This is a genomic window from Streptomyces sp. ITFR-16, assembly GCF_031844705.1.
GTDB lineage: Bacteria > Actinomycetota > Actinomycetes > Streptomycetales > Streptomycetaceae > Streptomyces.
Window position 1 is genome coordinate 6,498,803 of record NZ_CP134609.1, and the last position, 19,999, is coordinate 6,518,801.

Sequence of the window (19,999 nt, forward strand, 5' to 3'; positions counted from 1 at the left end):
GGCCCTTCGAACGGGCCGGGGGCGTCCGCGTACCCGGGGCTCAGAAGTAGTAGCGCGACACCGACTCGGCGACGCAGGCCGGCTTGTCGCCGCCCTCGCGCTCCACCGTCACGACGGCGGTGATCTGCACGCCGCCGCCCGCCTCCTCGACGCTCTTCAGGACGGCCGTCGCCCGCAGCCGCGAGCCCACCGGCACGGTGGAGGGGAAGCGGACCTTGTTGGTCCCGTAGTTGATGCCCATCTTCGCGCCCTCGACCGCCATGACCTGCGGGACCAGCGTCGGCAGCAGCGAGAGGGTGAGGTAGCCGTGCGCGATCGTCGTGCCGAACGGTCCGGCCGCCGCGCGCTCGGGGTCCACATGGATCCACTGGTGGTCGCCGGTGGCCTCGGCGAAGAGGTCGATCCGCTTCTGGTCGATCTCCAGCCAGTCGCTGTGCCCCAGCTGCTCGCCCACGCCGTCACGCAGCTCCTGCGCGGACGTGAAGATCCTCGGCTCTGCCATGTCCCTGGTTCCTGCCTTCCCGCTCTGCCGTCCATCCGTCACGCGCTGTCTAAGCGCTTGCTCAGCATGGTTGGCGGGTGCGTTCCTGTCAACGACGGACCGGCCGGGGATGGGCCACGTAGGGTGGGATGAGTGCCCCAGATCCCACAGACACTCCATGAACTCACGGTCGGTCAGCTCTCCGCACGCAGCGGCGCCGCCGTCTCGGCCCTGCACTTCTACGAGGCCAAGGGCCTGATCAGCAGCCGACGCACCAGCGGCAACCAGCGCCGCTACAGCAGGGACGCGCTGCGCCGGGTCGCCTTCGTCCGCGCGGCCCAGCGGGTCGGCATTCCGCTCGCCACCATCCGCGACGCGCTGGCCGAACTCCCCGAGGAGCGCACCCCCAACCGCGACGACTGGGCGCGGCTCTCCGCGGCGTGGCGCTCCGAACTGGACGAGCGCATCACGCAGCTGGCCCGGCTGCGCGACCACCTCACCGACTGCATCGGCTGCGGCTGCCTCTCGCTGGAGACCTGCGTGCTGTCCAACCCGGACGACGTCAACGGTGAGCGGATCAGCGGCTCGCGGCTGATGCCGGAGCGCAGGAGCGCCAACCGCCCCCCGGGCAGGAGCTGAGCCGGCGGGGCCCTCAGGCGACCGAGACCAGGGCGCCGGCCCGGGGCAGCCGGGACCGCGCCAGCGTCGCCGGGGTGAGCACGGGCTGCGGCACCACGATGCCGCACCCCGTGCAGACCGGCCCGGACCACGGCTCGGAGTCCAGGTCCTGCCGCCAGACGATGCGGGTCCCCGTGCACACCGGGCACCGGGTGCCGGGCTCGGACTCCAGGGCGGCGATCAGCCGGGCCAGCACCTCGGCGAGCGGGGCCGCCGGGTGGACCGCCGGGTCGTCGCAGCGGGCCACCCCGTTGCCGCCCCAGGTGCGCCGGTGCCAGTCGTCGAAAGCCCCCGGCCGGCGCAGTCCCTCGTGCTTCTCCCGCCTGCGGCGCTCGGCGAACCCCGCCTCGTAGCGCAGCCAGACCGCCCGGGCCGTCTCCAGCTCCTCCAGCGCGCGCATCAGGCGCGCCGGGTCGGGGGCCCGGTCCTCGGGCCCGATCCCGTGCCGGACGCACAGATGGTCCCATGTCGCCCGGTGCCCGTACGGGGCGAAGCGCTCCAGGCACTTGCGCAGCGAGTAACGCCGCAGTGCCAGGTCGCTCCGCGGATCGCGGACCTGTCTCGCAAGACTCCGGAAACCGGCCATCGCGCCGCCTCCTCCGTCGCTCGTACTCCGTCGCCCTTGTCCCGGCGCCCGTCATGCGGCGTCAGGGAATGGACGTACAACTGCCCGGATCGGCTCCATCCAAGGGTGCTGTTGTCCATTAATTGAGATGACGGGCCGTCAGGCGCCGGGATGTGGTGATTCGGAAAAGGTGACCGATGTTCACCTTACCGGGCGTTCATACCGTCGGTAACCTCCGGCGCATCGGCCTCTCCGAGGAGCATGCATGCCCCCACGCACCCGTATGAACGCACGCACCGGCACCGCCAGGGCCGCCGTGATCGCGGCCGCCCTCGCACTCGGTACGTCCCTGCTCGCCGCCGTCCCCCACGCGGGCGCCGCCGAGGCGGATCCCCCGACCGTCGCCGACTACTGCCAGGGGCAGTGCGACGACATCCTGCCGCCCGGCGAGAACGGCAACGCCACCCTCGTCGAGATCCTCGGCAACAAGGCGTTCGGCACCCACCCCGCGCACAGCGACGACCAGCTCGACCGCTACAACGGCCTGGTGGCCGGGCACACCGGCCTCACCGACCAGAAGCTGACCGACTTCTTCAACGACGCCTCCTTCGGCGTCGCCAAGGACCAGGTGGAGTCCGTCACCTCGCCGCGCGACGACGTCACCATCACCCGCGACAAGACCTCCGGCGTCCCGCACATCAAGGGCACCACCCGCTACGGGACGGAGTTCGGCGCCGGGTTCGCCGCCGGGCAGGACCGGCTCTGGCTGATGGACCTCTTCCGGCACATCGGGCGCGGGGAGCTGACCTCCTTCGCCGGCGGGGCGCTGGCCAACCAGGGCCTGGAGCAGCAGTTCTGGCCGCAGGCCCCGTACACCGAGGCCGATCTGGAGGCCCAGGTCGAGTACATCAGGACCCATGAGGGCCCCCGCGGCGAACAGGCCATGGCGGACGCCCAGGCCTATGTGGACGGCATCAACTCCTACCGCGAGAAGTCGAAGAAGGGCCGCTACTTCCCGGGCGAGTACGTCCTCACCGGCAAGATCGACTCCATCACCAACATAGGCGAGATCCAGCCGTTCAAACTGACCGACCTGATCTCGATCGCCTCGGTCGTCGGCGGCCAGTTCGGCGGCGGTGGCGGCGGCGAGGTACAGGCGGCGCTCTCCCTGCTGTCCGCCCAGCAGAAGTACGGCGTCGCCGAGGGCACGAAGGTCTGGGAGTCCTTCCGCCAGCGCAACGACCCCGAGGCCGTGCTCACCGTGCACGACGGCACCTCGTTCCCGTACGCAGGCAAGCCCGACCAGGCCGTCGGCACGGCTCTTCCGGACCCCGGGTCCGTCACCGCCGAGCCGCTGATTTACGACCGCACCGGCTCCGCCGGCACCAACGCGAAGGCGCCCGTGAAGGCCCCGTCCGCCCTCAGGAAGGCCCAGGGCATCTACGACGACGGGGTCATCCCCGAGGGCTCGCTGCCCGGCTCCGGCTCCGGCGCCCAGAAGCGCGGGATGTCCAACGCCCTGCTGGTCTCCGGCAGGAGCACCGCGAGCGGACACCCGATCGCCGTGTTCGGCCCCCAGACCGGCTACTTCGCCCCGCAGCTGATGATGCTCCAGGAGCTCCAGGGCCCCGGCATCAGCGCCCGCGGCGTCTCGTTCGCCGGGGTCGGGATGTACATCCAGATGGGCCGCGGCCAGGACTACGCCTGGAGCGCCACATCGGCCGGCCAGGACATCACCGACACCTACGCCGTCGACCTGTGCGAGCCCGACGGCTCCGCCCCCACCAAGGACTCCACGCACTACCTCTACCGGGGCGCCTGCACCGCCATGGAGAAGCTGGAGAAGTCCAACTCCTGGAAGCCGACCGTCGCCGACTCCACGGCCAAGGGCTCCTACCGGATGCAGGTGTGGCGCACCGGCTACGGCATCGTCACCCACCGCGCCACGGTGGGCGGCAAGCCCGTCGCGTACACCTCCCTGCGCACCACCTACCGGCACGAGGCCGACTCGATCATCGGCTTCCAGATGCTCAACGACCCGTCGTACGTGACCGACGCGGCCTCCTTCCAGCAGGCCGCGAGCAACATCGACTACGCCTTCAACTGGTTCTACGCCGACTCGCGCACCGCCGCCTACTACAACAGCGGCATGAACCCGGTGCGCGCGGCGGGCGTCGACCCGGCGCTGCCCGTCAAGGCCGAGAAGGCGTACGAGTGGCAGGGCTACGACCCGGCGGCCAACACCGCCTCCTACACCCCCTTCGCCGAGCACCCGCACTCCAGCGGCCAGGACTACTACGTCTCCTGGAACAACAAGCAGGCCGAGGGGTACGCCGCCGCCGGCTTCGGGCTCAGCGCGGTGCACCGGGCCGATCTGCTCGACGAGCGGGTGGCGAAGCTGGTCGAGGAGGGCGGGGTGACCCGCGCCTCGCTCACCCGCGCCATGGCCGACGCCGCGCTCACCGACCTGCGCGGTGAGCAGCTGCTGCCCGAGCTGCTGAAGGTGATCCGCTCCCAGCCGGTCACCGACCCGGATCTCGACGCGTTGGTCCAGCAGCTCGACTCCTGGCGGGCGTCGGGCGCCCAGCGCAAGGAGAGCAGCCCCGGCTCGCACACCTACACCCACGCCGACGCGGTGCGGATCATGGACGCGTGGTGGCCGAGGCTGATCGAGGCCGAGTTCAAGCCGGGGCTCGGTGACGATCTGTACGGGGCGCTGACCGCGAACCTCGCCACCGACGAGTCCCCGGCCGCCAGCCACGGGCCGAGCGGGGCGCACAGCGGCTCGGCGTTCCAGTACGGCTGGTGGGGCTTCGCCGACAAGGACCTGCGCCAGGTGCTCGGCCGGCAGGTCAAGGGCCCGCTGGCCAAGTCCTACTGCGGCAACGGCGATCTGAGCGCCTGCCGCGCGGCGCTGCTCTCCTCGCTGAAGGAGGCGGCTGCGGTGCCGGCGGCCGAGGTCTACCCGGCTGACGACAGCTGCAAGGCCGGCGAGCAGTGGTGCACGGACTCGATCATCCACCGGGCACTCGGCGGGATCAGCCAGAAGGCGATCCACTGGCAGAACCGCCCGACCTACCAGCAGGTGGTGGAATTCCCGGCCCACCGCTGAACCGGCGCGCCGGGCGGGCCCGCATCCAGCGGGCCCGCCCGGCAACCGGGCTCACCGATACTGCAGGTACCGCTTCCGCACCGCCCGGAACGCCGTGAGATCCTCCGCCCACGCCCCCACGACCTCATCCGTGTCCGCCCCCGCATCGATCATCGTGCGGACCCGGGTGTTGCCGGTGAGCTTGTCGATCCAGTTGTCCGGACGCCAGGCGAACCCGCTCCACGTCCGCTTGGCCGTCACCAGCAGCGCGATCCCGGTGCGCACCGGGTCGAAGACCTCGCGGTCCTGGACGTGCAGCTGGACCCCGCCCACCGTCGTGCCCTCGAACTTGGAGAACGTCGGCGCGAAGTACGCCTCGCGGAAGGCCACCCCGGGCAGGCCGAGCGCGTTCGCGGCGGCGGCCCAGGTGTGGTCGATGCCCTCCGCGCCCAGCAGCTCGAACGGCCGCGTCGTGCCGCGCCCCTCGGAGAGGTTCGTGCCCTCGAAGAGGCAGGTGCCCGAGTAGACCAGCGCGGTGTCGGGCGTCGGCATGTTGGGGCTCGGAGGGACCCACGGAAGGCCCGTCGCGTCGAAGAAGTCGGAGCGCGACCACCCCGACATCTTCACAATCTCCAGGTCGGCCGGACGGTCCGCCAGGAACTCCCCGTTGAACAACAGCGCCAGTTCGGTGACCGTCATCCCGTGCGCCTGGGAGATCTCCCGGCGGCCCACGAAAGTGGAGAACGCGGGATCGAGAACCGGCCCGAGCGCCGCCCGTCCGGTCACCGGGTTCGGCCGGTCCAGCACGACGAACCTCTTGCCCGCGAGGGCCGCCGCCTCCATGCAGTCGTACAGCGTCCAGATGTACGTGTAGAAACGGGCGCCCGCGTCCTGGATGTCGAAGACGATCGTGTCCACGCCGGAGGCGGTGAACACATCGGCCAGCGCCTGACCGCTCTTCAGGTAGGTGTCGTAGACGGGCAGTCCGGTCGCCGGGTCGTCGTAGCGCCCCTCCGAGCCACCCGCCTGCGCGGTGCCCCGGAAGCCGTGCTCGGGCCCGAAGACCGCGACGAGGTCCACCCGCTCGTCCGGGTGCATCACATCGACGATGTGGCGTACGTCGGAGGTGATCCCGGTCGGGTTGGTGACGACACCGACCCGCTGCCCCTTCAGCAGCGCGTAGCCGCTCGCCGCCAGCCGGTCGAAGCCGGTGAGCAGCCGGCCGTGCCCGCCCCCGCCGTGCCCGCCGCCCGGGTGTCCCTTGCCGTGCGGCGTACCGGCGGCCGCGGGCGCGGCCGACGCGGCCGTCGCCGCGAGGGCCCCCATCGCACCGCCGGCGGCCAGCAAACCACGCCTGGACAGGCTCATTCGGCTACCTCCATGATCGCGACGTCTGTCATGGCCACGCACGCTAGCGCGTGGCGGGGCCGCAGGGAACGCGCCGGACGCGGTCGCCGCCGGGGGAGCGGCAGACGGGTGGGACCCAGCCCTTCCCTGACCACATACCGACTGGTTAGTCTGCTGGGGCAGTCGGCTGAGAGAGGCGGGACCGATGAGTACGGTGCAGGGTGCGGGCGTAGTGGTCACGGGGGCCGGAGGCGGCATCGGAGCCGCCCTGGCCCGCAGATTCGCCGCGGAGGGCGCGCGGGTCGTCGTCAACGACCTCGACGAGAGCCGGATCAAGGCCCTGGCCGAGGAGATCGGCGGTGTCGCGGTCGCCGGTGACGCCTCCGGGATCGTCGACGCCGCCCGGGACGCCCTCGACGGCACCGTGGACGTCTACTGCGCCAACGCTGGCCTGGCCTCGCCCGGTGACGTCTTCGCCGACGAGGAGGTCTGGGCCGCTGCCTGGGACGTCAACGTGATGGCCCACGTCCGCGCGGCCAGGGCGCTGCTCCCGGACTGGCTGGAGCGCGGCAGCGGCAGATTCGTCTCCACCGCGTCCGCCGCCGGCCTGCTGACGATGATCGGCGCGGCGCCCTACAGCGTCACCAAGCACGGGGTGGTCGCCTTCGCCGAATGGCTCTCCCTCACCTACCGCCACCGCGGCGTGAAGGTCCACGCGATCTGTCCGCAGGGCGTGCGCACGGACATGCTCACCGCCGCCGGATCGGCCGGGGAACTGGTGCTCGCCCCCAGCGCCATCGAGCCCGGGGCCGTCGCCGACGCCCTCTTCGACGCCATGGCCGAGGACCGCTTCCTGGTCCTGCCGCACCCCGAGGTCGTCGGCTACTACCGGGCCAGGTCCAAGGACACCGACCAGTGGCTCGGCAATATGAACCACCTTCAGCGCAAGTGGGAGGAGACCGGCGCATGAGCGAGTCGATCTACGCGGCGAAGCCCTGGCTCCCGCTGCTCAGCGAGGCCCAGCGGGCGGCCGTCCACCCCGCCGAGACCCTGGTGCACGCCTTCCGCGACTCGGTGGGCCGCACCCCGGACCACCCGGCGCTGGCCTACTTCGACGGGCGCCTCACCTACCGCGAGACGGACGAGCTCTCCGACTCCGTGGCCGGGCATCTGGCCGCCCGGGGGCTTGAGCGCGGCGACCGGGTCGCGATCATGCTGCAGAACTCCCCGCAGTTCGTGCTCGCGCTGCTCGGCGCCTGGAAGGCGGGGGCGACGGTCGTCCCGCTCAACCCGATGTACAAGTCCGCCGAGGTCGGCCACGTCCTCAAGGATGCCGAGGTCACGGCCCTGGTCTGCTCGGACCGGGCGTGGGAGTCGTATCTGCGGGACACCGCCGCCGGTGCCCCGTCCGTCCGCATCGCGATCACCGCCTGCGAGCTGGACCTCCAGACGGAGAACGACGAGCGGGTGCTGAACTTCGAGCGGCTGCCCGCCCCGGACGACGCGGACGATCTGGTGACCGTCGCCCGGCAGGGCACCGGAGCCCCCGCCGGCCGGGAGCTCACCGCCGCCGACGTGGCGCTGATCAGCTACACCTCGGGGACCAGCGGCACACCCAAGGGCGCCATGAACTCCCACGGCAACATCATGGTCAACGCCGAGCGCCAGCGCACCGGCCACCCCATAGCCGAGGGCGCCGCGTACTTCGCCCTCGCCCCGCTCTTCCACATCACCGGCATGGTCTGCCAGCTGGCCGCCTGCCTCACCAACGCGGGCACCCTGGTCCTGGCCTACCGCTTCCACCCCGGGGTCGTCCTCGACACGTTCGCCGAGCACTGCCCCGCGTACACCGTCGGCCCCTCCACCGCCTTCATGGCGCTCGCCGCCACCCCCGGGGTCACGCCCGAGCACTTCGCCTCCTTCCAGGTGATCTCCTCCGGCGGCGCCCCGCTGCCGCCCGCGCTCGTGGAGAAGTTCCGGACCGGCTTCGGCCCGTACATCCGCAACGGCTACGGACTCACCGAGTGCACCGCCCCCTGCGCCTCCGTACCGCCGGAGCGCGAGGCGCCGGTCGACCCGGTCTCCGGCACCCTCTCGGTCGGCGTGCCCGGCCCCGACACCGTCGTACGGATCATCGACGAGAACGGCGCGGAGGTGCCCTTCGGCGAGCAGGGCGAGATAGCCGTGCGCGGCCCGCAGGTCGTCTCCGGCTACTGGCGGCTGCCCGAGGCCACGGCCGCCGCCTTCCCCGACGGCGAGCTGCGCACCGGCGACATCGGCTTCATGGACCGTGAGGGCTGGCTCTACGTCGTCGACCGCAAGAAGGACATGATCAACGCCTCCGGCTTCAAGGTCTGGCCCCGCGAGGTGGAGGATGTCCTCTACACGCACCCGGCCGTGCGCGAGGCCGCCGTCGTGGGCGTGCCCGACCCCTACCGGGGCGAGACCGTCCGGGCCTACGTCAGCCTGCGCCCCGGCAGCTCGGTCGAACCCGGCGAACTGGGTGCGTACTGCAAGGAACGGCTCGCCGCGTACAAGTACCCGCGCGAAGTCGAGATCCTGACCGAACTCCCCAAGACGGCAAGTGGGAAGATCCTCAGGCGGGAACTGCGTTCCTCCCGCTAGTACACACATACGCACGGAAGGAAGGTGGCGGCTATGGCCAAGGCGACGGACGGAAGCGGCACCCCCGTCCCCCAGCGGCTGCTGGCCGCCGCCACCCGGCTCTTCGCCGAGCAGGGGTACGACCGCACCTCGGTCCAGGAGATCGTGGAGGCGGCCGGCGTCACCAAGGGGGCGCTCTACCACTACTTCGGCTCCAAGGAGGACCTCCTCCAGGAGGTCTACGCCCGGGTGCTGCGGCTCCAACAGGAGCGGCTCGACGCCTTCGCGGACGCGGACGCCCCCATCGAGCAGCGGCTGCGCGACGCCGCGGCCGACGTGGTCGTCACCACCATCGAGAACCTCGACGACGCCTCGATCTTCTTCCGCTCCATGCACCATCTGAGCCCGGAGAAGAACAAGCAGGTACGGGTGGAGCGCCGCCGCTACCACGAGCGCTTCCGCGCCCTGGTCGAGGAGGGGCAGCGCGCCGGGGTCTTCTCCACGGCCACCCCCGCCGACCTGATCGTCGACTACCACTTCGGCTCGGTCCACCACCTGTCGACCTGGTACCGGCCGGACGGCCCGCTCACCCAGCAGGAGGTCGCCGACCACCTGGCCGACCTGCTGCTCCGCGCGCTGCGCCCCTAGGGCGTGTCGTCAAACTGGCGTCTGCCGGGCGACGCCATGCACGCACTCTCGCCGCACCGGCCCCAGACCCCGGTACGTCCAGTACAGGGGCCTGGGGCCGGCACGCCGAGAGCACGCACCTGACGCCGCCCGGCCGCCCTTCGGGCAACGACACCAGTTTGACGACACGCCCTAGGACCCCTGTCCAGGCGCCCCCGCCCGCTGGCCCCGGCCGCGCGACGGGCCGACGCTGGACACATGGCGACCCTCCAGACGCCCACGCGAGTCCCCGCCCTGTGGAGCACGGCCTACGCCTCCCGCCGCCCCGCCCCCGTACGGCTCCTGGCCCGCTGGCTGCTGCGGACGAGAACCTTCGCCCACGACCTGGCCCTCGCCGACCACGTACCGTTCGGTGGCTACTGAAGGACCCCACCGCGTCCCGGAGGCCGGGGAGGCGCGCGTGCGGCGCGGCCTCCCCGGCCTCCGGAGCGGTCCTACAGGTACTTCTTGATCTCCCGCCGGGCCAGCGAGCGCTGGTGGACCTCGTCCGGGCCGTCCGCCAGGCGCAGGGTGCGGGCCGAGGCCCACAGCTCGGCCAGCGGGAAGTCCTGGCCGACGCCGCCGGCGCCGTGCAGCTGCACCGCCCGGTCCAGGATGTCCACCACCGCGCGCGGGGTGGCGATCTTGATGGACTGGATCTCGGTGTGCGCCCCCCGGTTGCCCACGGTGTCCATCAGCCAGGCCGTCTTCAGCACCAGCAGCCGCAGCTGCTCCACCGTGACCCGGGCGTCCGCGATCCAGTTCTGCACGACGCCCTGCTGGGCGAGCGGCTTGCCGAAGGCGGTACGGGACACCGCGCGCCGGCACATCAGCTCGATGGCGCGTTCCGCCATGCCGATCAGCCGCATGCAGTGGTGGATGCGGCCCGGGCCGAGCCGCGCCTGGGCGATGGCGAAGCCGCCGCCCTCCTCGCCGACCAGGTTCGCTGCGGGCACCCGGACGTTGTCGAAGACGACCTCGGCGTGGCCGCCGTGGGAGTGGTCCTCGTAGCCGTACACCTGCATGGCGCGCTTCACCGTCAGGCCCGAGGTGTCGCGCGGCACGAGGATCTGCGACTGCTGGCGGCGGATGTCCTCGCCGTCCGGGTCGGTCTTGCCCATCACGATGAAGATCGCGCAGTCTGGGTTCATCGCACCGGAGATGTACCACTTGCGCCCGTTGATGACGTAGTCGTCGCCGTCCCGGCTGATCCGGGTCTCGATGTTGGTCGCGTCCGAGGAGGCGACCTCCGGCTCCGTCATCGCGAACGCGGACCGGATCTCCCCGGCGAGCAGCGGCTCCAGCCACTGCTTCTTCTGCTCGTCGGTGCCGAACTGGGCCAGCACCTCCATGTTCCCGGTGTCCGGCGCCGCGCAGTTCAGCGCGGTCGGCGCCAGATGCGGGGAGCGGCCCAGGATCTCGGCAAGCGGCGCGTACTGAAGGTTCGTCAGCCCCGCGCCGTACTCGGCGTCCGGCAGGAAGAGATTCCACAGCCCCTGGCGGCGGGCCTCCGCCTTGAGGTCCTCCACCACCTGCGGGGTGTCCCACGGCGATGCCAGCAGCGCGCGCTGCTCGTCCGCCGTCTTCTCGGCCGGGTGGACGTGCTCGTCCATGAAGGCGAGCAGCCGGGCGCGCAGCTCCTCGGTACGGGCGTCGAATGCGAAGTCCATGGGGTGGATCAGCCTTCCTGGAGGGTGGTGAGGCCGTGCTCGATGAAGACGGGGACGAGGTCGCCGATGCGGTCGAAGCCGCCGCCGACGGTCTGGCCCAGGGTGTAGCGGTAGTGGATGCCCTCCAGGATCACGGCGAGCTTGAACCAGGCGAACGCCGTGTACCAGGAGAGGGCGGAGGTGTCCCGGCCGGAGCGGGCCGCGTAGCGCTCGATCAGCTCGGCGGGGGAGGGGTGGCCGGCCGCGCCGCTGGTGGTGGAGACCGGCGACTCCGGCAGGTTCAGGTCGGAGCTGTACATCACCAGCAGGCCGAGGTCGGTCAGCGGGTCGCCGAGCGTGGACATCTCCCAGTCCAGGACTGCCTTGATCTCGTCGTCGGCGCCGATCAGGACGTTGTCCAGGCGGTAGTCGCCGTGCACGACGGTGGGCGCGGGGGAGACGGGCAGCTGCCGGCCGAGCGCCGCGTGCAGCTCGTCGACGCCGGCCAGCTCGCGGTTGCGGGAGGCGTCCAGCTGCTTGCCCCAGCGGCGCAGCTGCCGGTCGAGGAAGCCCTCGGGCCGCCCGAAGTCGCCCAGCCCGACGGACCCGGGGTCCACGGCGTGCAGCTCCACCAGGGTGTCGACCAGGGCGAGCACCGCCGCGCGGGTGCGCTCAGGGCCGAGCGGGGCCAGCTGCTCCGCCGTGCGGTAGGGGGTGCCCTCCACGTACTCCATGATGTAGAACGGCGCGCCGATCACCGACTCGTCCTCGCAGAGCAGCACCGGCTCGGGGACCGGGACCGCCGTCGGGTGCAGCGCGCTGATCACCCGGTGTTCGCGCTTCATGTCGTGCGCGGTGGCCAGCACATGCCCGAGCGGCGGCCGGCGCACGACCCAGCGGCCGGTGCCGCCCGTGTCCGTCACGACGTACGTCAGGTTCGAGCGGCCGCCCTCGATGACCCGGGCGTCGAGCGGTCCGCTCACCAGACCCGGCCGCTCACGGTCGAGATGTCCGCGCAACCGGTCGAGATCGAGACCTGGCGGGTGGACTGGGCTCATCGTGCGCACCTCCGGGATAGAAAACAGTCGGTGTTCATGATGCCGACCAGTCGGTATGTCGTCCAGTGAACGCGGGAACCGGATGCGAGGACTCCGGTCCGACTGCCGCCGGACTCTGGTGCTCAGTCGTATCCCTGAATACAGTTCACGTATGAATACAGCTCGCATGGACACGGCGCTGGTGGTCGACGAGGTCCGGCTGACCCCGATCCTCATCGCGGACCCGCCGCTCCTCAACACCCAGGGCGTCCACCAGCCGTACACCCCGCGGCTCATCGTCGAGGTCGTCACCCGGGGCGGGGTGACCGGCGTCGGCGAGACCTATGGCGACGGCAAGTACCTCGAACTCGCCGCCCCGCTCGCCGAGGCACTGCCCGGACGGCCGGTCAGCGATGTGAACGGCCTCTTCGCCCTCGCCGATGAGGTGTGCGGAGATTCACGCGCGGCCGACGAGCGCGTCGACGCGGGCGGGCTGCGCGGCGTCCAGACCGCCGACAAGCTGCGGCTCTCGGTCGTCTCCGGCTTCGAGGTGGCCTGCCTGGACGCGCTGGGCAAGTCCGTCGGCCTGCCCGTGCACGCGCTGCTCGGCGGCAAGGTCCGCGACAGCGCCGAGTACAGCGCGTACCTCTTCTACCGCTGGGCCGGACACCCGGAGGGCGGCGAGCGGGACGACTGGGGCGCGGCCCTCGACCCGGCCGGCGTCGTCGCCCAGGCCCGCCGCTTCGCCCGCGCGTACGGCTTCTCCTCCTTCAAGCTGAAGGGCGGCGTCTTCCCGCCCGACGAGGAGATCGCCGCCGTCCGCGCACTGGCCGAGGCGTTCCCCGGGCAGCCGCTGCGCCTGGACCCCAACGGCGCCTGGTCCGTCGGGACCTCGCTGTACGTCGCCGAGCAGCTCAAGGACGTCCTCGAATACCTGGAGGACCCGGCGAGCGGCACGGAGGCGATGGCCGCCGTCGCGGCCGGCACCGACGTCCCGCTCGCCACCAACATGTGCGTCACCACCCTCGCCGAGGTCCCCGAGGCCTTCGCCCGGGACGCGGTGCAGGTCGTCCTGTCCGACCACCACTACTGGGGCGGGCTGCACCGCACCCGTGAACTCGCCGGGATCTGCCGTACCTACGGCGTCGGGCTCTCCATGCACTCCAACACCCACCTCGGCATCAGCCTCGCCGCCATGACGCACGTCGCGGCCACCGTCCCCAACCTCGACTACGCCTGCGACAGCCACTACCCCTGGCAGACCGAGGACGTCATCACCACCCGCCATGTCTTCGAGGACGGCCGCCTCACCGTCTCCGACGCCCCCGGCCTCGGCGTCGACCTCGACCGCGACCGGCTGGCCGCGCTGCACCGCCGCTGGCTCGACGACGACGGCACGATGCGCGAGCGCGACGACGCCGCCGCGATGCGCAAGGCCGAGCCGGACTGGGCCACACCCACGATCCCGCGCTGGTGAGAGCCGGTCCGCCGCCGCCCGTCTGAGTTGCGGGCACCCCGGCCCGCCGGGAGGGTCGGAGCATGAAGGCGATCAGCTACAGCAGCTACGGCGGGGCCGACGTCCTGGAGTACGGCGAGCGGCCCGACCCCAAGGTCGGGCCCGACACCGTCCTGGTGAAGGTGCGGGCCGCCGCGGTGAACCCGGTCGACCGGCAGGCCAGGGAGGGCAACCTCGACGCCGTCCTGGACACGGTCTTCCCGGTGATCCCCGGCTGGGACGTGTCCGGGGTCGTCGTCCAGCCCGGCATCGCCGTCGACGAGTTCGCGGTCGGCGACGAGGTCATCGGATACGTGCGCGAGGACTTCCTGAGCCGCGGCACCTTCGCCGAGTACGTGGCCGCGCCGGTGCGCACCCTCGCGCGCAAGCCGCTGAGCCTGAGTTTCGAGGAGGCCGCCGGCCTGCCGCTGGCCGGCCTCACCGCCTACCAGGTGCTCCACCGCTCGCTGCGCATCCGCGACGGCGACACCGTCCTCGTCCACGCGGCGGCGGGCGGCGTCGGCTCGTTCGCCGTGCAGATCGCCCGGCACGCCGGCTGCCGGGTCATCGGCACCGCGAGCGAACGCAACCACGACCATCTGCGGCAGCTCGGCGCGGAGCCCGTCGCCTACGGAGACGGACTGGCGGACCGGCTGCGGGAACTGGCCCCCGACGGCATCGACGCCGCCTTCGACACCGTGGGCGGTGAGGCGCTGCGGGTCTCCGCCGAGACGCTCGCACCGGACGGGCGCCTGGCGTCGATCGTGGACAACGAGGTGTTCTCGTACGGCGGCACCTACGCCTTCGTGCGGCCCGACGCCAAGGACCTGGCGCATCTGGCGGAGCTGGCCGAGCGGGGCATCGTCACCGTCCATGTGGACCGGGTCTTCCCGCTGGCCGAGACGGCGCAGGCGCACCGGCTCAACGCGGAGGGCCGCACCCGGGGCAAGATCGTCGTCACCGTGGACTGGGACGCGCCGCAGGACTGAGCCGGCCGGGGCGCGCCGGGCGCTCAGAACAGCATGGCCGCCGCGAACGCGGCCAGCGCCACCGTGCACGCCGCCGCCGCCAGCGCCGCGCGGGCGCCGAGCGGGCGCGGGTGCGAGGCGCCCATGCCCTGCACCCGACGGTTCGCCACCGCCAGGAACCCCAGCCAGGCCAGCACGCTCAGGGACAGGGCGACCACCCCGGCCGGGGTGACGCCGTCGTGCAGCGTCTGCTTGCCCGCCAGCAGCGCCACCACCGTGCAGGACAGCGTCGTACGCCGCCAGGCGAGCCGGGTCCGCTCGGGCTGCAGACCGGGGTCGCGCTCCCCGCCGCTCACCGGCCCTCCCAGCCGAAGAGGACCACCACCACCATCGCCACGGCCACCACCGCGACCGCGAGACCCAGCAGCGTCGGGAAGCGGGAGACCGGCAGGTCCTCGCCGCGCCGCATCGCCCGCTCGCACCGCACCCAGTGGTTCACGGCCCGCAGCGCGCACAGCACACCGGCCGCCAGCAGGGCGAGCGCCAGGCCCGCGCGCACGCCCCAGGACAGCTCCGGCAGGAACTGGTCGACGGCGAAACCGCCGCCGATCAGGGCCAGCGCCGTCCGGATCCAGGCGAGGAAGGTCCGCTCGTTGGCGAGCGAGAAGCGGTAGTCAGGGGTGTCGCCCTCCTCACGGATCCGCTGCGGCGCGAACCACAGACGCAGGCTCTGCACGAATTCGTTCACGCACGGACCATATCGGCCGCTTTGTTGCCCATGGGTGACCGGTTCAGCCCGTCGTTTCGCGGAACGCCCGCAGCCGCCGGTAGGCGTCGAGCCCGTCCGGCACCCACAGCCAGTCGTCGAGCCGCCGCTCCAGCTCCGCGTCCGTCACAAAGGTGTGCCAGGCGACCTCCTCCACCTGCGGCCGCACCGGCAGCTCGCAGCGGACCCGGTGAACGGACGACCACCAGGTGTGCCCGCCGCCCTCGTAGAGGAACTTGAACAGCGGCTCCGGGCGCGGCAGCCCCGACACGCCCAGCTCCTCCTCGGCCTCCCGCAGCGCCGCCTCCTCATAGCTCTCACCGGCGCCGACCACCCCGCCGACGAACATGTCGTAGTGGGACGGGAAGACCAGCTTGGTCGCGGTCCTGCGGTGCACGAAGATCCGCCCCTCGGCGTCCCGGGCCTCGATGAAGACGCAGCGGTGGCGCAGGCCCCGCTCGGTCGCCTCGCCGCGCGGCGCCTGCCCGACGACCACGTCGTTCTCGTCGACGATGTCCAGGATCTCGTCAGAAGGTGTCATCCCCCCATCCAACACCGCACCGCCGACACCGCTCCGGCGGGCGCCCGCCCCTCAGCGCGGCTGGAGGCTCGACGTGGGGCGGCCGCCCCTCGGCCCCTCCGGCATCGCCGGATGCAGCCCCAGCAGGACGATCCCGCCGACGATCGCCGCGAGCCCGGCGGCCTGCCAGGCCAGCGCGCCCGTGTCGGTGCGCACCTGGTCGCCCATGAAGCCGATGCCGCAGGCGATCCCGGCCAGCGGCTGGGCCGCCGTCAGCGCGGGCAGCGACATCCGCAGCGGGCCGGCCTCGAAGGCGCTCTGCACCAGGATCAGACCCGTCACCCCGAGCACGATCACCGCGTACGGCTGCCAGCTCGTCACCAGCGTCGCCCAGCCGCCGTCCGACAGCCGCTGCCCGCTGACCCGGGTCAGCGCGTCCTGGAGTCCGTACAGCAGCCCCGCCGCCACGCCGAGCAGCGCCGGCGCCACCCCCGACCGCGAGTGCTTGGCGAACGCCGTCAGCAGCAGGGCCAGGCCCGCCACCACCCCGATCACCAGCCAGTGCCGCAGCGGGCTCGACACCGCCCGGCCGCCCTGCGGCTCGCCCGCCACCAGGAAGGCGGAGACCCCGCCGGCCAGCAGCCACAGCCCCGCCCAGCCCTGCCGCCCCAGCCGCTGGCCGGTGCGGTGGCGGGACAGGGCCATCGCGAACAGCAGATTGGTCGCCAGGAGCGGTTCGACGAGGGAGACCTCACCCTTGCCCAGGGCCAGCGCGCCCAGGATCATGCCGCAGACCATCAGGCCGATCCCGGCCAGCCAGCTGCGTACCTTCATCAGATCCAGCAGCAGCCGGGGCGAGAGATAGTCGCTCTTCGGCGCGTGGCTGGCGGCGGCCTGCTGGAGCACGAAGCCGAAGCCCAGGCAGCACGCGGCAGCCACGGCGAGCACGAGGACCAGCACCGACACGCTTGTCCACCCCACGTCAGGCCGGAAGAGGGTGATGAACTCCGACGATAGCGCCTCGCCCGCGCGGTTCGGGGACAGCGCGGCCGACCGGGCGGTTGACGCCGGGGCGGGCCCGTACCGAAGATCTGACGCACCAGTAACTTCGCGAGCCCCGACAAGGATGGAACCCATGGCTTACGACGCTGATGTGATCGTGATCGGGGCGGGACTCGCGGGGCTCGTCGCCACCGCGGAGCTGGTCGACGCGGGCCGCTCGGTCATCCTGCTCGACCAGGAGCCCGAGCAGTCGCTCGGCGGCCAGGCGCACTGGTCCTTCGGCGGCCTCTTCCTCGTCGACTCGCCCGAGCAGCGCCGGATGCGGATCAAGGACAGCCATGAGCTGGCCCTCCAGGACTGGCTGGGCACGGCCGGCTTCGACCGCGAGGAGGACCACTGGCCGCGCAAGTGGGCCGAGGCGTACGTCGACTTCGCCGCCGGGGAGAAGCGCTCCTGGCTGCATGCCCAGGGTCTGCGGCTGTTCCCCGTCGTCGGCTGGGCGGAGCGCGGCGGCTACGACGCCAACGGCCACGGCAACTCCGTCCCCCGCTTCCACATCACCTGGGGCACCGGGCCCGGCGTCGTCGCCCCCTTCGAGCGCCGGGTGCGCGAGGGCGTCGCCAAGGGGCTCGTCACCTTCCGCTTCCGCCACCGGGTCACCGGCCTCGGCCGCACCGGCGGCACGGTCGACACGGTCACCGGCGAGATCCTGGAGCCGAGCGCCGCCCCGCGCGGCACGGCCAGCGGCCGGGAGACCGCCGGCACCTTCGAGCTCAGGGCCCAGGCGGTGATCGTCACCTCCGGCGGCATCGGCGGCAACCACGACCTCGTACGCAAGCAGTGGCCCGAGCGGCTCGGCACCCCGCCCGACAAGATGCTCTCCGGCGTCCCCGCCCACGTCGACGGGCTGATGCTCGGCATCACCGAGGACGCGGGCGCCCACCACATCAACCGCGACCGGATGTGGCACTACACCGAGGGCATCGAGAACTGGAACCCGATCTGGGCCAAACACGGCATCCGCATCCTGCCCGGCCCGTCCTCCCTCTGGCTGGACGCCCGGGGCAAGCGGCTGCCCGTCCCGCTCTTCCCCGGCTTCGACACGCTCGGCACCCTCGAACACATCATGCGCAGCGGACACGGCTACACCTGGTTCGTCCTGGACCAGAAGATCATCGGCAAGGAGTTCGCCCTCTCCGGCTCCGAGCAGAACCCCGATCTGACCGGCAAGTCCGTCCGTGACGTGATCGGCCGGGCGCGCGCGGACGTGCCGGGGCCGGTGAAGGCGTTCATGGACAACGGCGTGGACTTCGTCGTCGAGAAGGACCTCGGCGCCCTGGTCCGGGGCATGAACGCGCTCACCGGCGAGGCGCTCATCGACGAGGACGACCTGCGGCGCGAGATCACCGCCCGCGACCGGGAGATCGCCAACCCCTTCACCAAGGACCTCCAGATCACCGCGATCCGGGGCGCCCGCACCTACCTCGGCGACAAGCTGATCCGTACGGCGGCGCCCCACCGCATCCTCGACCCCAAGGCCGGGCCGCTGATCGCCGTCCGGCTCAACATCCTGACCCGCAAGTCGCTCGGCGGACTGGAGACGGACCTGTCCTCCCGCGTCCTGACCGCCGACGGCACCCCGCTGGCCGGGGTGTACGCGGCCGGCGAGGCGGCCGGGTTCGGCGGCGGCGGGGTGCACGGCTACCGCTCCCTGGAGGGGACCTTCCTCGGCGGCTGCATCTTCTCCGGCCGGGCGGCGGGCCGCGCGGCCGGGCAGGCGGTCGGCTAGCCACCCCTCTCCCGGGGCATCAGGCCCACGCTTCGCGCGTCCGTCCGGTGGGGTTCGGGGCGCGGAGCCGTGGCGGGGCGCCGGATGCGGGCATGGGAAGGACATGCCAGGAGTAGCCGACCCCGTGATCAAGCTCGTCCGGCGCACCACCGAACCCGTCGCGGCGCAGACCCTGCGCTCCACGGGCGCGGCGGTGATCGCCTACGCCGTGGCGACCGCGACGCTGTCCCAGCCCGCGCCCCTGACCGCACCGCTCACCGCGCTGCTCGTCGTCCAGGTCACCCTGTACGCCACCCTCACCACCGGCATCCGCCGGGTGAACTCCGTGATCGTCGGGGTGCTCATCGCCAGCGGGTTCAGCTCCCTGGTGGGGCTTTCCTGGTGGAGCCTCGGGCTGACCATCTTCACCTCGCTGATCATCGGCCGGCTGGTCCGGGTCAACGAGTTCGTCCCCGAGGTGGCGATCAGCGCCATGCTGGTGCTCGGCGTCGCCCAGGTCGCCGACACCGCCTGGGAGCGCGTCTTCGAGACCCTGATCGGCGCGGGGGTGGGGCTGCTGTTCAACCTGCTGTTCGCCCCGCCCGTGTGGGTGCAGACCGCAGGGGCCTCGATCGACGGACTGGCCCGCGAGATGGGCGACATGTTCCGCGACCTCGGGGGCGACCTGGGCGGCCGGGTCAGCGTCGAGACGGCCGGCGAGCGGCTGCACCGGGCCCGCCGCATCGACCACGACATCGTGGCGGTCGACGCCTCGCTGCGCCAGGCCGAGGAGAGCCTGATGCTCAACCCGCGCGTACGGCAGGGGCTGCTCTACCGCGTCGTGCTGCGCACCGGCCTGGACACCCTGGAGATCTGCGCCGTCGTGCTGCGGGTGCTCGCCAGGACGCTGACCGACCTGGCCAAGGACCGCGTCGACGAACCGCTCTTCCCGGCCGACGTGGCCGCCGGGCTCACCGAGCTGTTCGGCCGGATGGCGGGCGCCGTCGAAAGCTTCTCGCTGCTGATCACCACCCCGGTCGCCGCCAGCGCGGAAGGCGCCGAGACCCGGCTCGCCGAGGCGCTCGCCACCAGCCGGGAGACCCGCGACCGGGTCGCGGACATGCTCCTCGCGGCGGTCCAGGAACACCCCAGGAAGTGGCAGCTGCACGGGGCGCTGCTCGCGGAGGTGGACCGCATCCTGGACGAGCTGGACATCGAGAAGCGCACGGAGCGCCTCGGCAAGGAACTCGACCGCCGCTCCGGCGAACTGCACGAACGCCACCCCCGCCTGATGATGTTCCGGCGGCGCCTGGGCCTGATCAAGGGTGCGGACCGGGAGGACGACGAGGCGGTCTGAGCGGC

Annotated in this window: 19 protein-coding genes; 10 read left to right on the forward strand and 9 right to left on the reverse strand. The window is 72.2% G+C overall.

The features are described from left to right. Nucleotides 1-40 precede the first annotated feature (40 nt). Nucleotides 41-502, reverse strand: a complete 462-nt coding sequence (locus RLT58_RS28825) for a MaoC family dehydratase (protein ID WP_311313282.1) — start codon at nucleotides 500-502, stop codon at nucleotides 41-43. A gap of 132 nt (nucleotides 503-634) precedes the next feature. Here RLT58_RS28825 and soxR point away from each other — a divergent pair, with 132 nt between their 5' ends. Continuing rightward, nucleotides 635-1,120, forward strand: coding sequence for a redox-sensitive transcriptional activator SoxR (soxR, locus tag RLT58_RS28830; protein ID WP_311313283.1), 486 nt, complete (start codon nucleotides 635-637; stop codon nucleotides 1,118-1,120). Nucleotides 1,121-1,133: 13 nt separating this feature from the next. On the opposite strand, the gene RLT58_RS28835 is transcribed toward soxR, so the two are convergent. After that, nucleotides 1,134-1,745 (reverse strand): hypothetical protein, encoded by a 612-nt coding sequence (locus RLT58_RS28835; RefSeq protein WP_311313284.1) that lies wholly within the window; start codon nucleotides 1,743-1,745, stop codon nucleotides 1,134-1,136. Between the two features lie 244 nt (nucleotides 1,746-1,989). On the opposite strand from RLT58_RS28835, the gene RLT58_RS28840 reads away from it, so the two are divergent. Continuing rightward, nucleotides 1,990-4,836 carry a penicillin acylase family protein gene (locus RLT58_RS28840; RefSeq protein WP_311313285.1) on the forward strand — a complete coding sequence of 949 codons (2,847 nt, stop codon included), beginning with the start codon at nucleotides 1,990-1,992 and terminating at the stop codon, nucleotides 4,834-4,836. Nucleotides 4,837-4,887: 51 nt separating this feature from the next. On the opposite strand, the gene RLT58_RS28845 is transcribed toward RLT58_RS28840, so the two are convergent. Further along, entirely contained in the window at nucleotides 4,888-6,183 is a 1,296-nt protein-coding gene (locus tag RLT58_RS28845; RefSeq protein ID WP_311313286.1) for an exo-beta-N-acetylmuramidase NamZ family protein, read from the reverse strand. Nucleotides 6,184-6,367: 184 nt separating this feature from the next. Between RLT58_RS28845 and RLT58_RS28850 the strand changes: the two genes are divergently transcribed. The 4 genes from RLT58_RS28850 to RLT58_RS28865 all read left to right on the forward strand — a co-directional run bounded on the left by RLT58_RS28850 (nucleotide 6,368) and on the right by RLT58_RS28865 (nucleotide 9,816). Then, nucleotides 6,368-7,132, forward strand: a complete 765-nt coding sequence (locus RLT58_RS28850) for an SDR family oxidoreductase (protein ID WP_311313287.1) — start codon at nucleotides 6,368-6,370, stop codon at nucleotides 7,130-7,132. Further along, the gene (locus tag RLT58_RS28855) at nucleotides 7,129-8,787 is read left to right on the forward strand and encodes an AMP-binding protein (protein WP_311313288.1); all 1,659 of its coding nucleotides are present in this window, start codon (nucleotides 7,129-7,131) and stop codon (nucleotides 8,785-8,787) included. The genes RLT58_RS28850 and RLT58_RS28855 overlap by 4 nt, the downstream gene beginning before the upstream one ends. Before the next feature lie 33 nt (nucleotides 8,788-8,820). Further along, entirely contained in the window at nucleotides 8,821-9,414 is a 594-nt protein-coding gene (locus RLT58_RS28860; RefSeq protein ID WP_311313289.1) for a TetR/AcrR family transcriptional regulator, read from the forward strand. Between the two features lie 237 nt (nucleotides 9,415-9,651). Then, complete coding sequence (locus RLT58_RS28865; protein WP_311313290.1) at nucleotides 9,652-9,816, forward strand: hypothetical protein; 165 nt, start codon at nucleotides 9,652-9,654, stop codon at nucleotides 9,814-9,816. Nucleotides 9,817-9,887: 71 nt separating this feature from the next. Here RLT58_RS28865 and RLT58_RS28870 read toward each other — a convergent pair whose 3' ends face one another. Both RLT58_RS28870 and RLT58_RS28875 read right to left on the reverse strand, forming a co-directional pair. After that, nucleotides 9,888-11,102: an acyl-CoA dehydrogenase family protein gene (locus RLT58_RS28870; RefSeq protein WP_311313291.1), complete on the reverse strand. Its 1,215-nt coding sequence runs from the start codon at nucleotides 11,100-11,102 to the stop codon at nucleotides 9,888-9,890. 8 nt (nucleotides 11,103-11,110) lie between these two features. Then, nucleotides 11,111-12,139 carry a phosphotransferase family protein gene (locus tag RLT58_RS28875; RefSeq protein WP_311313292.1) on the reverse strand — a complete coding sequence of 343 codons (1,029 nt, stop codon included), beginning with the start codon at nucleotides 12,137-12,139 and terminating at the stop codon, nucleotides 11,111-11,113. Between the two features lie 166 nt (nucleotides 12,140-12,305). Here RLT58_RS28875 and RLT58_RS28880 point away from each other — a divergent pair, with 166 nt between their 5' ends. Together RLT58_RS28880 and RLT58_RS28885 are read left to right on the forward strand one after the other, a co-directional pair. After that, a complete protein-coding gene (locus RLT58_RS28880; RefSeq protein ID WP_311314688.1) occupies nucleotides 12,306-13,595 on the forward strand; it encodes a glucarate dehydratase family protein in 1,290 nt (429 codons plus the stop codon). 62 nt (nucleotides 13,596-13,657) lie between these two features. Further along, on the forward strand, nucleotides 13,658-14,602 hold the full coding sequence (locus RLT58_RS28885) for an NADP-dependent oxidoreductase (RefSeq protein WP_311313293.1): 945 nt from the start codon (nucleotides 13,658-13,660) through the stop codon (nucleotides 14,600-14,602). Between the two features lie 23 nt (nucleotides 14,603-14,625). On the opposite strand, the gene RLT58_RS28890 is transcribed toward RLT58_RS28885, so the two are convergent. From RLT58_RS28890 to RLT58_RS28905, 4 genes are read right to left on the reverse strand one after another with little or no spacing between them, the layout of a single operon-like run. Further along, complete coding sequence (locus tag RLT58_RS28890) at nucleotides 14,626-14,937, reverse strand: DUF202 domain-containing protein (protein ID WP_311313294.1); 312 nt, start codon at nucleotides 14,935-14,937, stop codon at nucleotides 14,626-14,628. Then, nucleotides 14,934-15,329 (reverse strand): YidH family protein, encoded by a 396-nt coding sequence (locus tag RLT58_RS28895; RefSeq protein ID WP_311313295.1) that lies wholly within the window; start codon nucleotides 15,327-15,329, stop codon nucleotides 14,934-14,936. The genes RLT58_RS28890 and RLT58_RS28895 overlap by 4 nt, the downstream gene beginning before the upstream one ends. A gap of 43 nt (nucleotides 15,330-15,372) precedes the next feature. After that, a complete protein-coding gene (locus tag RLT58_RS28900; RefSeq protein WP_311313296.1) occupies nucleotides 15,373-15,888 on the reverse strand; it encodes an NUDIX domain-containing protein in 516 nt (171 codons plus the stop codon). Between the two features lie 51 nt (nucleotides 15,889-15,939). Further along, nucleotides 15,940-16,833, reverse strand: a complete 894-nt coding sequence (locus RLT58_RS28905) for a DMT family transporter (protein ID WP_311313297.1) — start codon at nucleotides 16,831-16,833, stop codon at nucleotides 15,940-15,942. Between the two features lie 169 nt (nucleotides 16,834-17,002). Here RLT58_RS28905 and RLT58_RS28910 point away from each other — a divergent pair, with 169 nt between their 5' ends. Together RLT58_RS28910 and RLT58_RS28915 are read left to right on the forward strand one after the other, a co-directional pair. Further along, the gene (locus RLT58_RS28910; RefSeq protein WP_311313298.1) at nucleotides 17,003-18,658 is read left to right on the forward strand and encodes an FAD-binding dehydrogenase; all 1,656 of its coding nucleotides are present in this window, start codon (nucleotides 17,003-17,005) and stop codon (nucleotides 18,656-18,658) included. 103 nt (nucleotides 18,659-18,761) lie between these two features. Continuing rightward, on the forward strand, nucleotides 18,762-19,994 hold the full coding sequence (locus tag RLT58_RS28915; protein ID WP_311313299.1) for an FUSC family protein: 1,233 nt from the start codon (nucleotides 18,762-18,764) through the stop codon (nucleotides 19,992-19,994). Nucleotides 19,995-19,999: the final 5 nt, after the last annotated feature.

Excerpts from the sequence above, each read along its gene's own strand:
- RLT58_RS28855 (WP_311313288.1), top strand. The coding sequence starts at position 7,129 with ATGAGCGAGTCGATCTACGCGGCGAAGCCCTGGCTCCCGCTGCTCAGC.
- RLT58_RS28870 (WP_311313291.1), bottom strand. The coding sequence starts at position 11,102 with ATGGACTTCGCATTCGACGCCCGTACCGAGGAGCTGCGCGCCCGGCTG.
- RLT58_RS28915 (WP_311313299.1), top strand. The coding sequence starts at position 18,762 with ATGCCAGGAGTAGCCGACCCCGTGATCAAGCTCGTCCGGCGCACCACC.
- RLT58_RS28910 (WP_311313298.1), top strand. The coding sequence starts at position 17,003 with ATGGCTTACGACGCTGATGTGATCGTGATCGGGGCGGGACTCGCGGGG.
- RLT58_RS28840 (WP_311313285.1), top strand. The coding sequence starts at position 1,990 with ATGCCCCCACGCACCCGTATGAACGCACGCACCGGCACCGCCAGGGCC.
- RLT58_RS28880 (WP_311314688.1), top strand. The coding sequence starts at position 12,306 with ATGGACACGGCGCTGGTGGTCGACGAGGTCCGGCTGACCCCGATCCTC.
- RLT58_RS28845 (WP_311313286.1), bottom strand. The coding sequence starts at position 6,183 with ATGAGCCTGTCCAGGCGTGGTTTGCTGGCCGCCGGCGGTGCGATGGGG.
- RLT58_RS28885 (WP_311313293.1), top strand. The coding sequence starts at position 13,658 with ATGAAGGCGATCAGCTACAGCAGCTACGGCGGGGCCGACGTCCTGGAG.
- RLT58_RS28860 (WP_311313289.1), top strand. The coding sequence starts at position 8,821 with ATGGCCAAGGCGACGGACGGAAGCGGCACCCCCGTCCCCCAGCGGCTG.
- RLT58_RS28825 (WP_311313282.1), bottom strand. The coding sequence starts at position 502 with ATGGCAGAGCCGAGGATCTTCACGTCCGCGCAGGAGCTGCGTGACGGC.
- RLT58_RS28900 (WP_311313296.1), bottom strand. The coding sequence starts at position 15,888 with ATGACACCTTCTGACGAGATCCTGGACATCGTCGACGAGAACGACGTG.
- RLT58_RS28835 (WP_311313284.1), bottom strand. The coding sequence starts at position 1,745 with ATGGCCGGTTTCCGGAGTCTTGCGAGACAGGTCCGCGATCCGCGGAGC.
- RLT58_RS28875 (WP_311313292.1), bottom strand. The coding sequence starts at position 12,139 with ATGAGCCCAGTCCACCCGCCAGGTCTCGATCTCGACCGGTTGCGCGGA.
- RLT58_RS28865 (WP_311313290.1), top strand. The coding sequence starts at position 9,652 with ATGGCGACCCTCCAGACGCCCACGCGAGTCCCCGCCCTGTGGAGCACG.
- RLT58_RS28850 (WP_311313287.1), top strand. The coding sequence starts at position 6,368 with ATGAGTACGGTGCAGGGTGCGGGCGTAGTGGTCACGGGGGCCGGAGGC.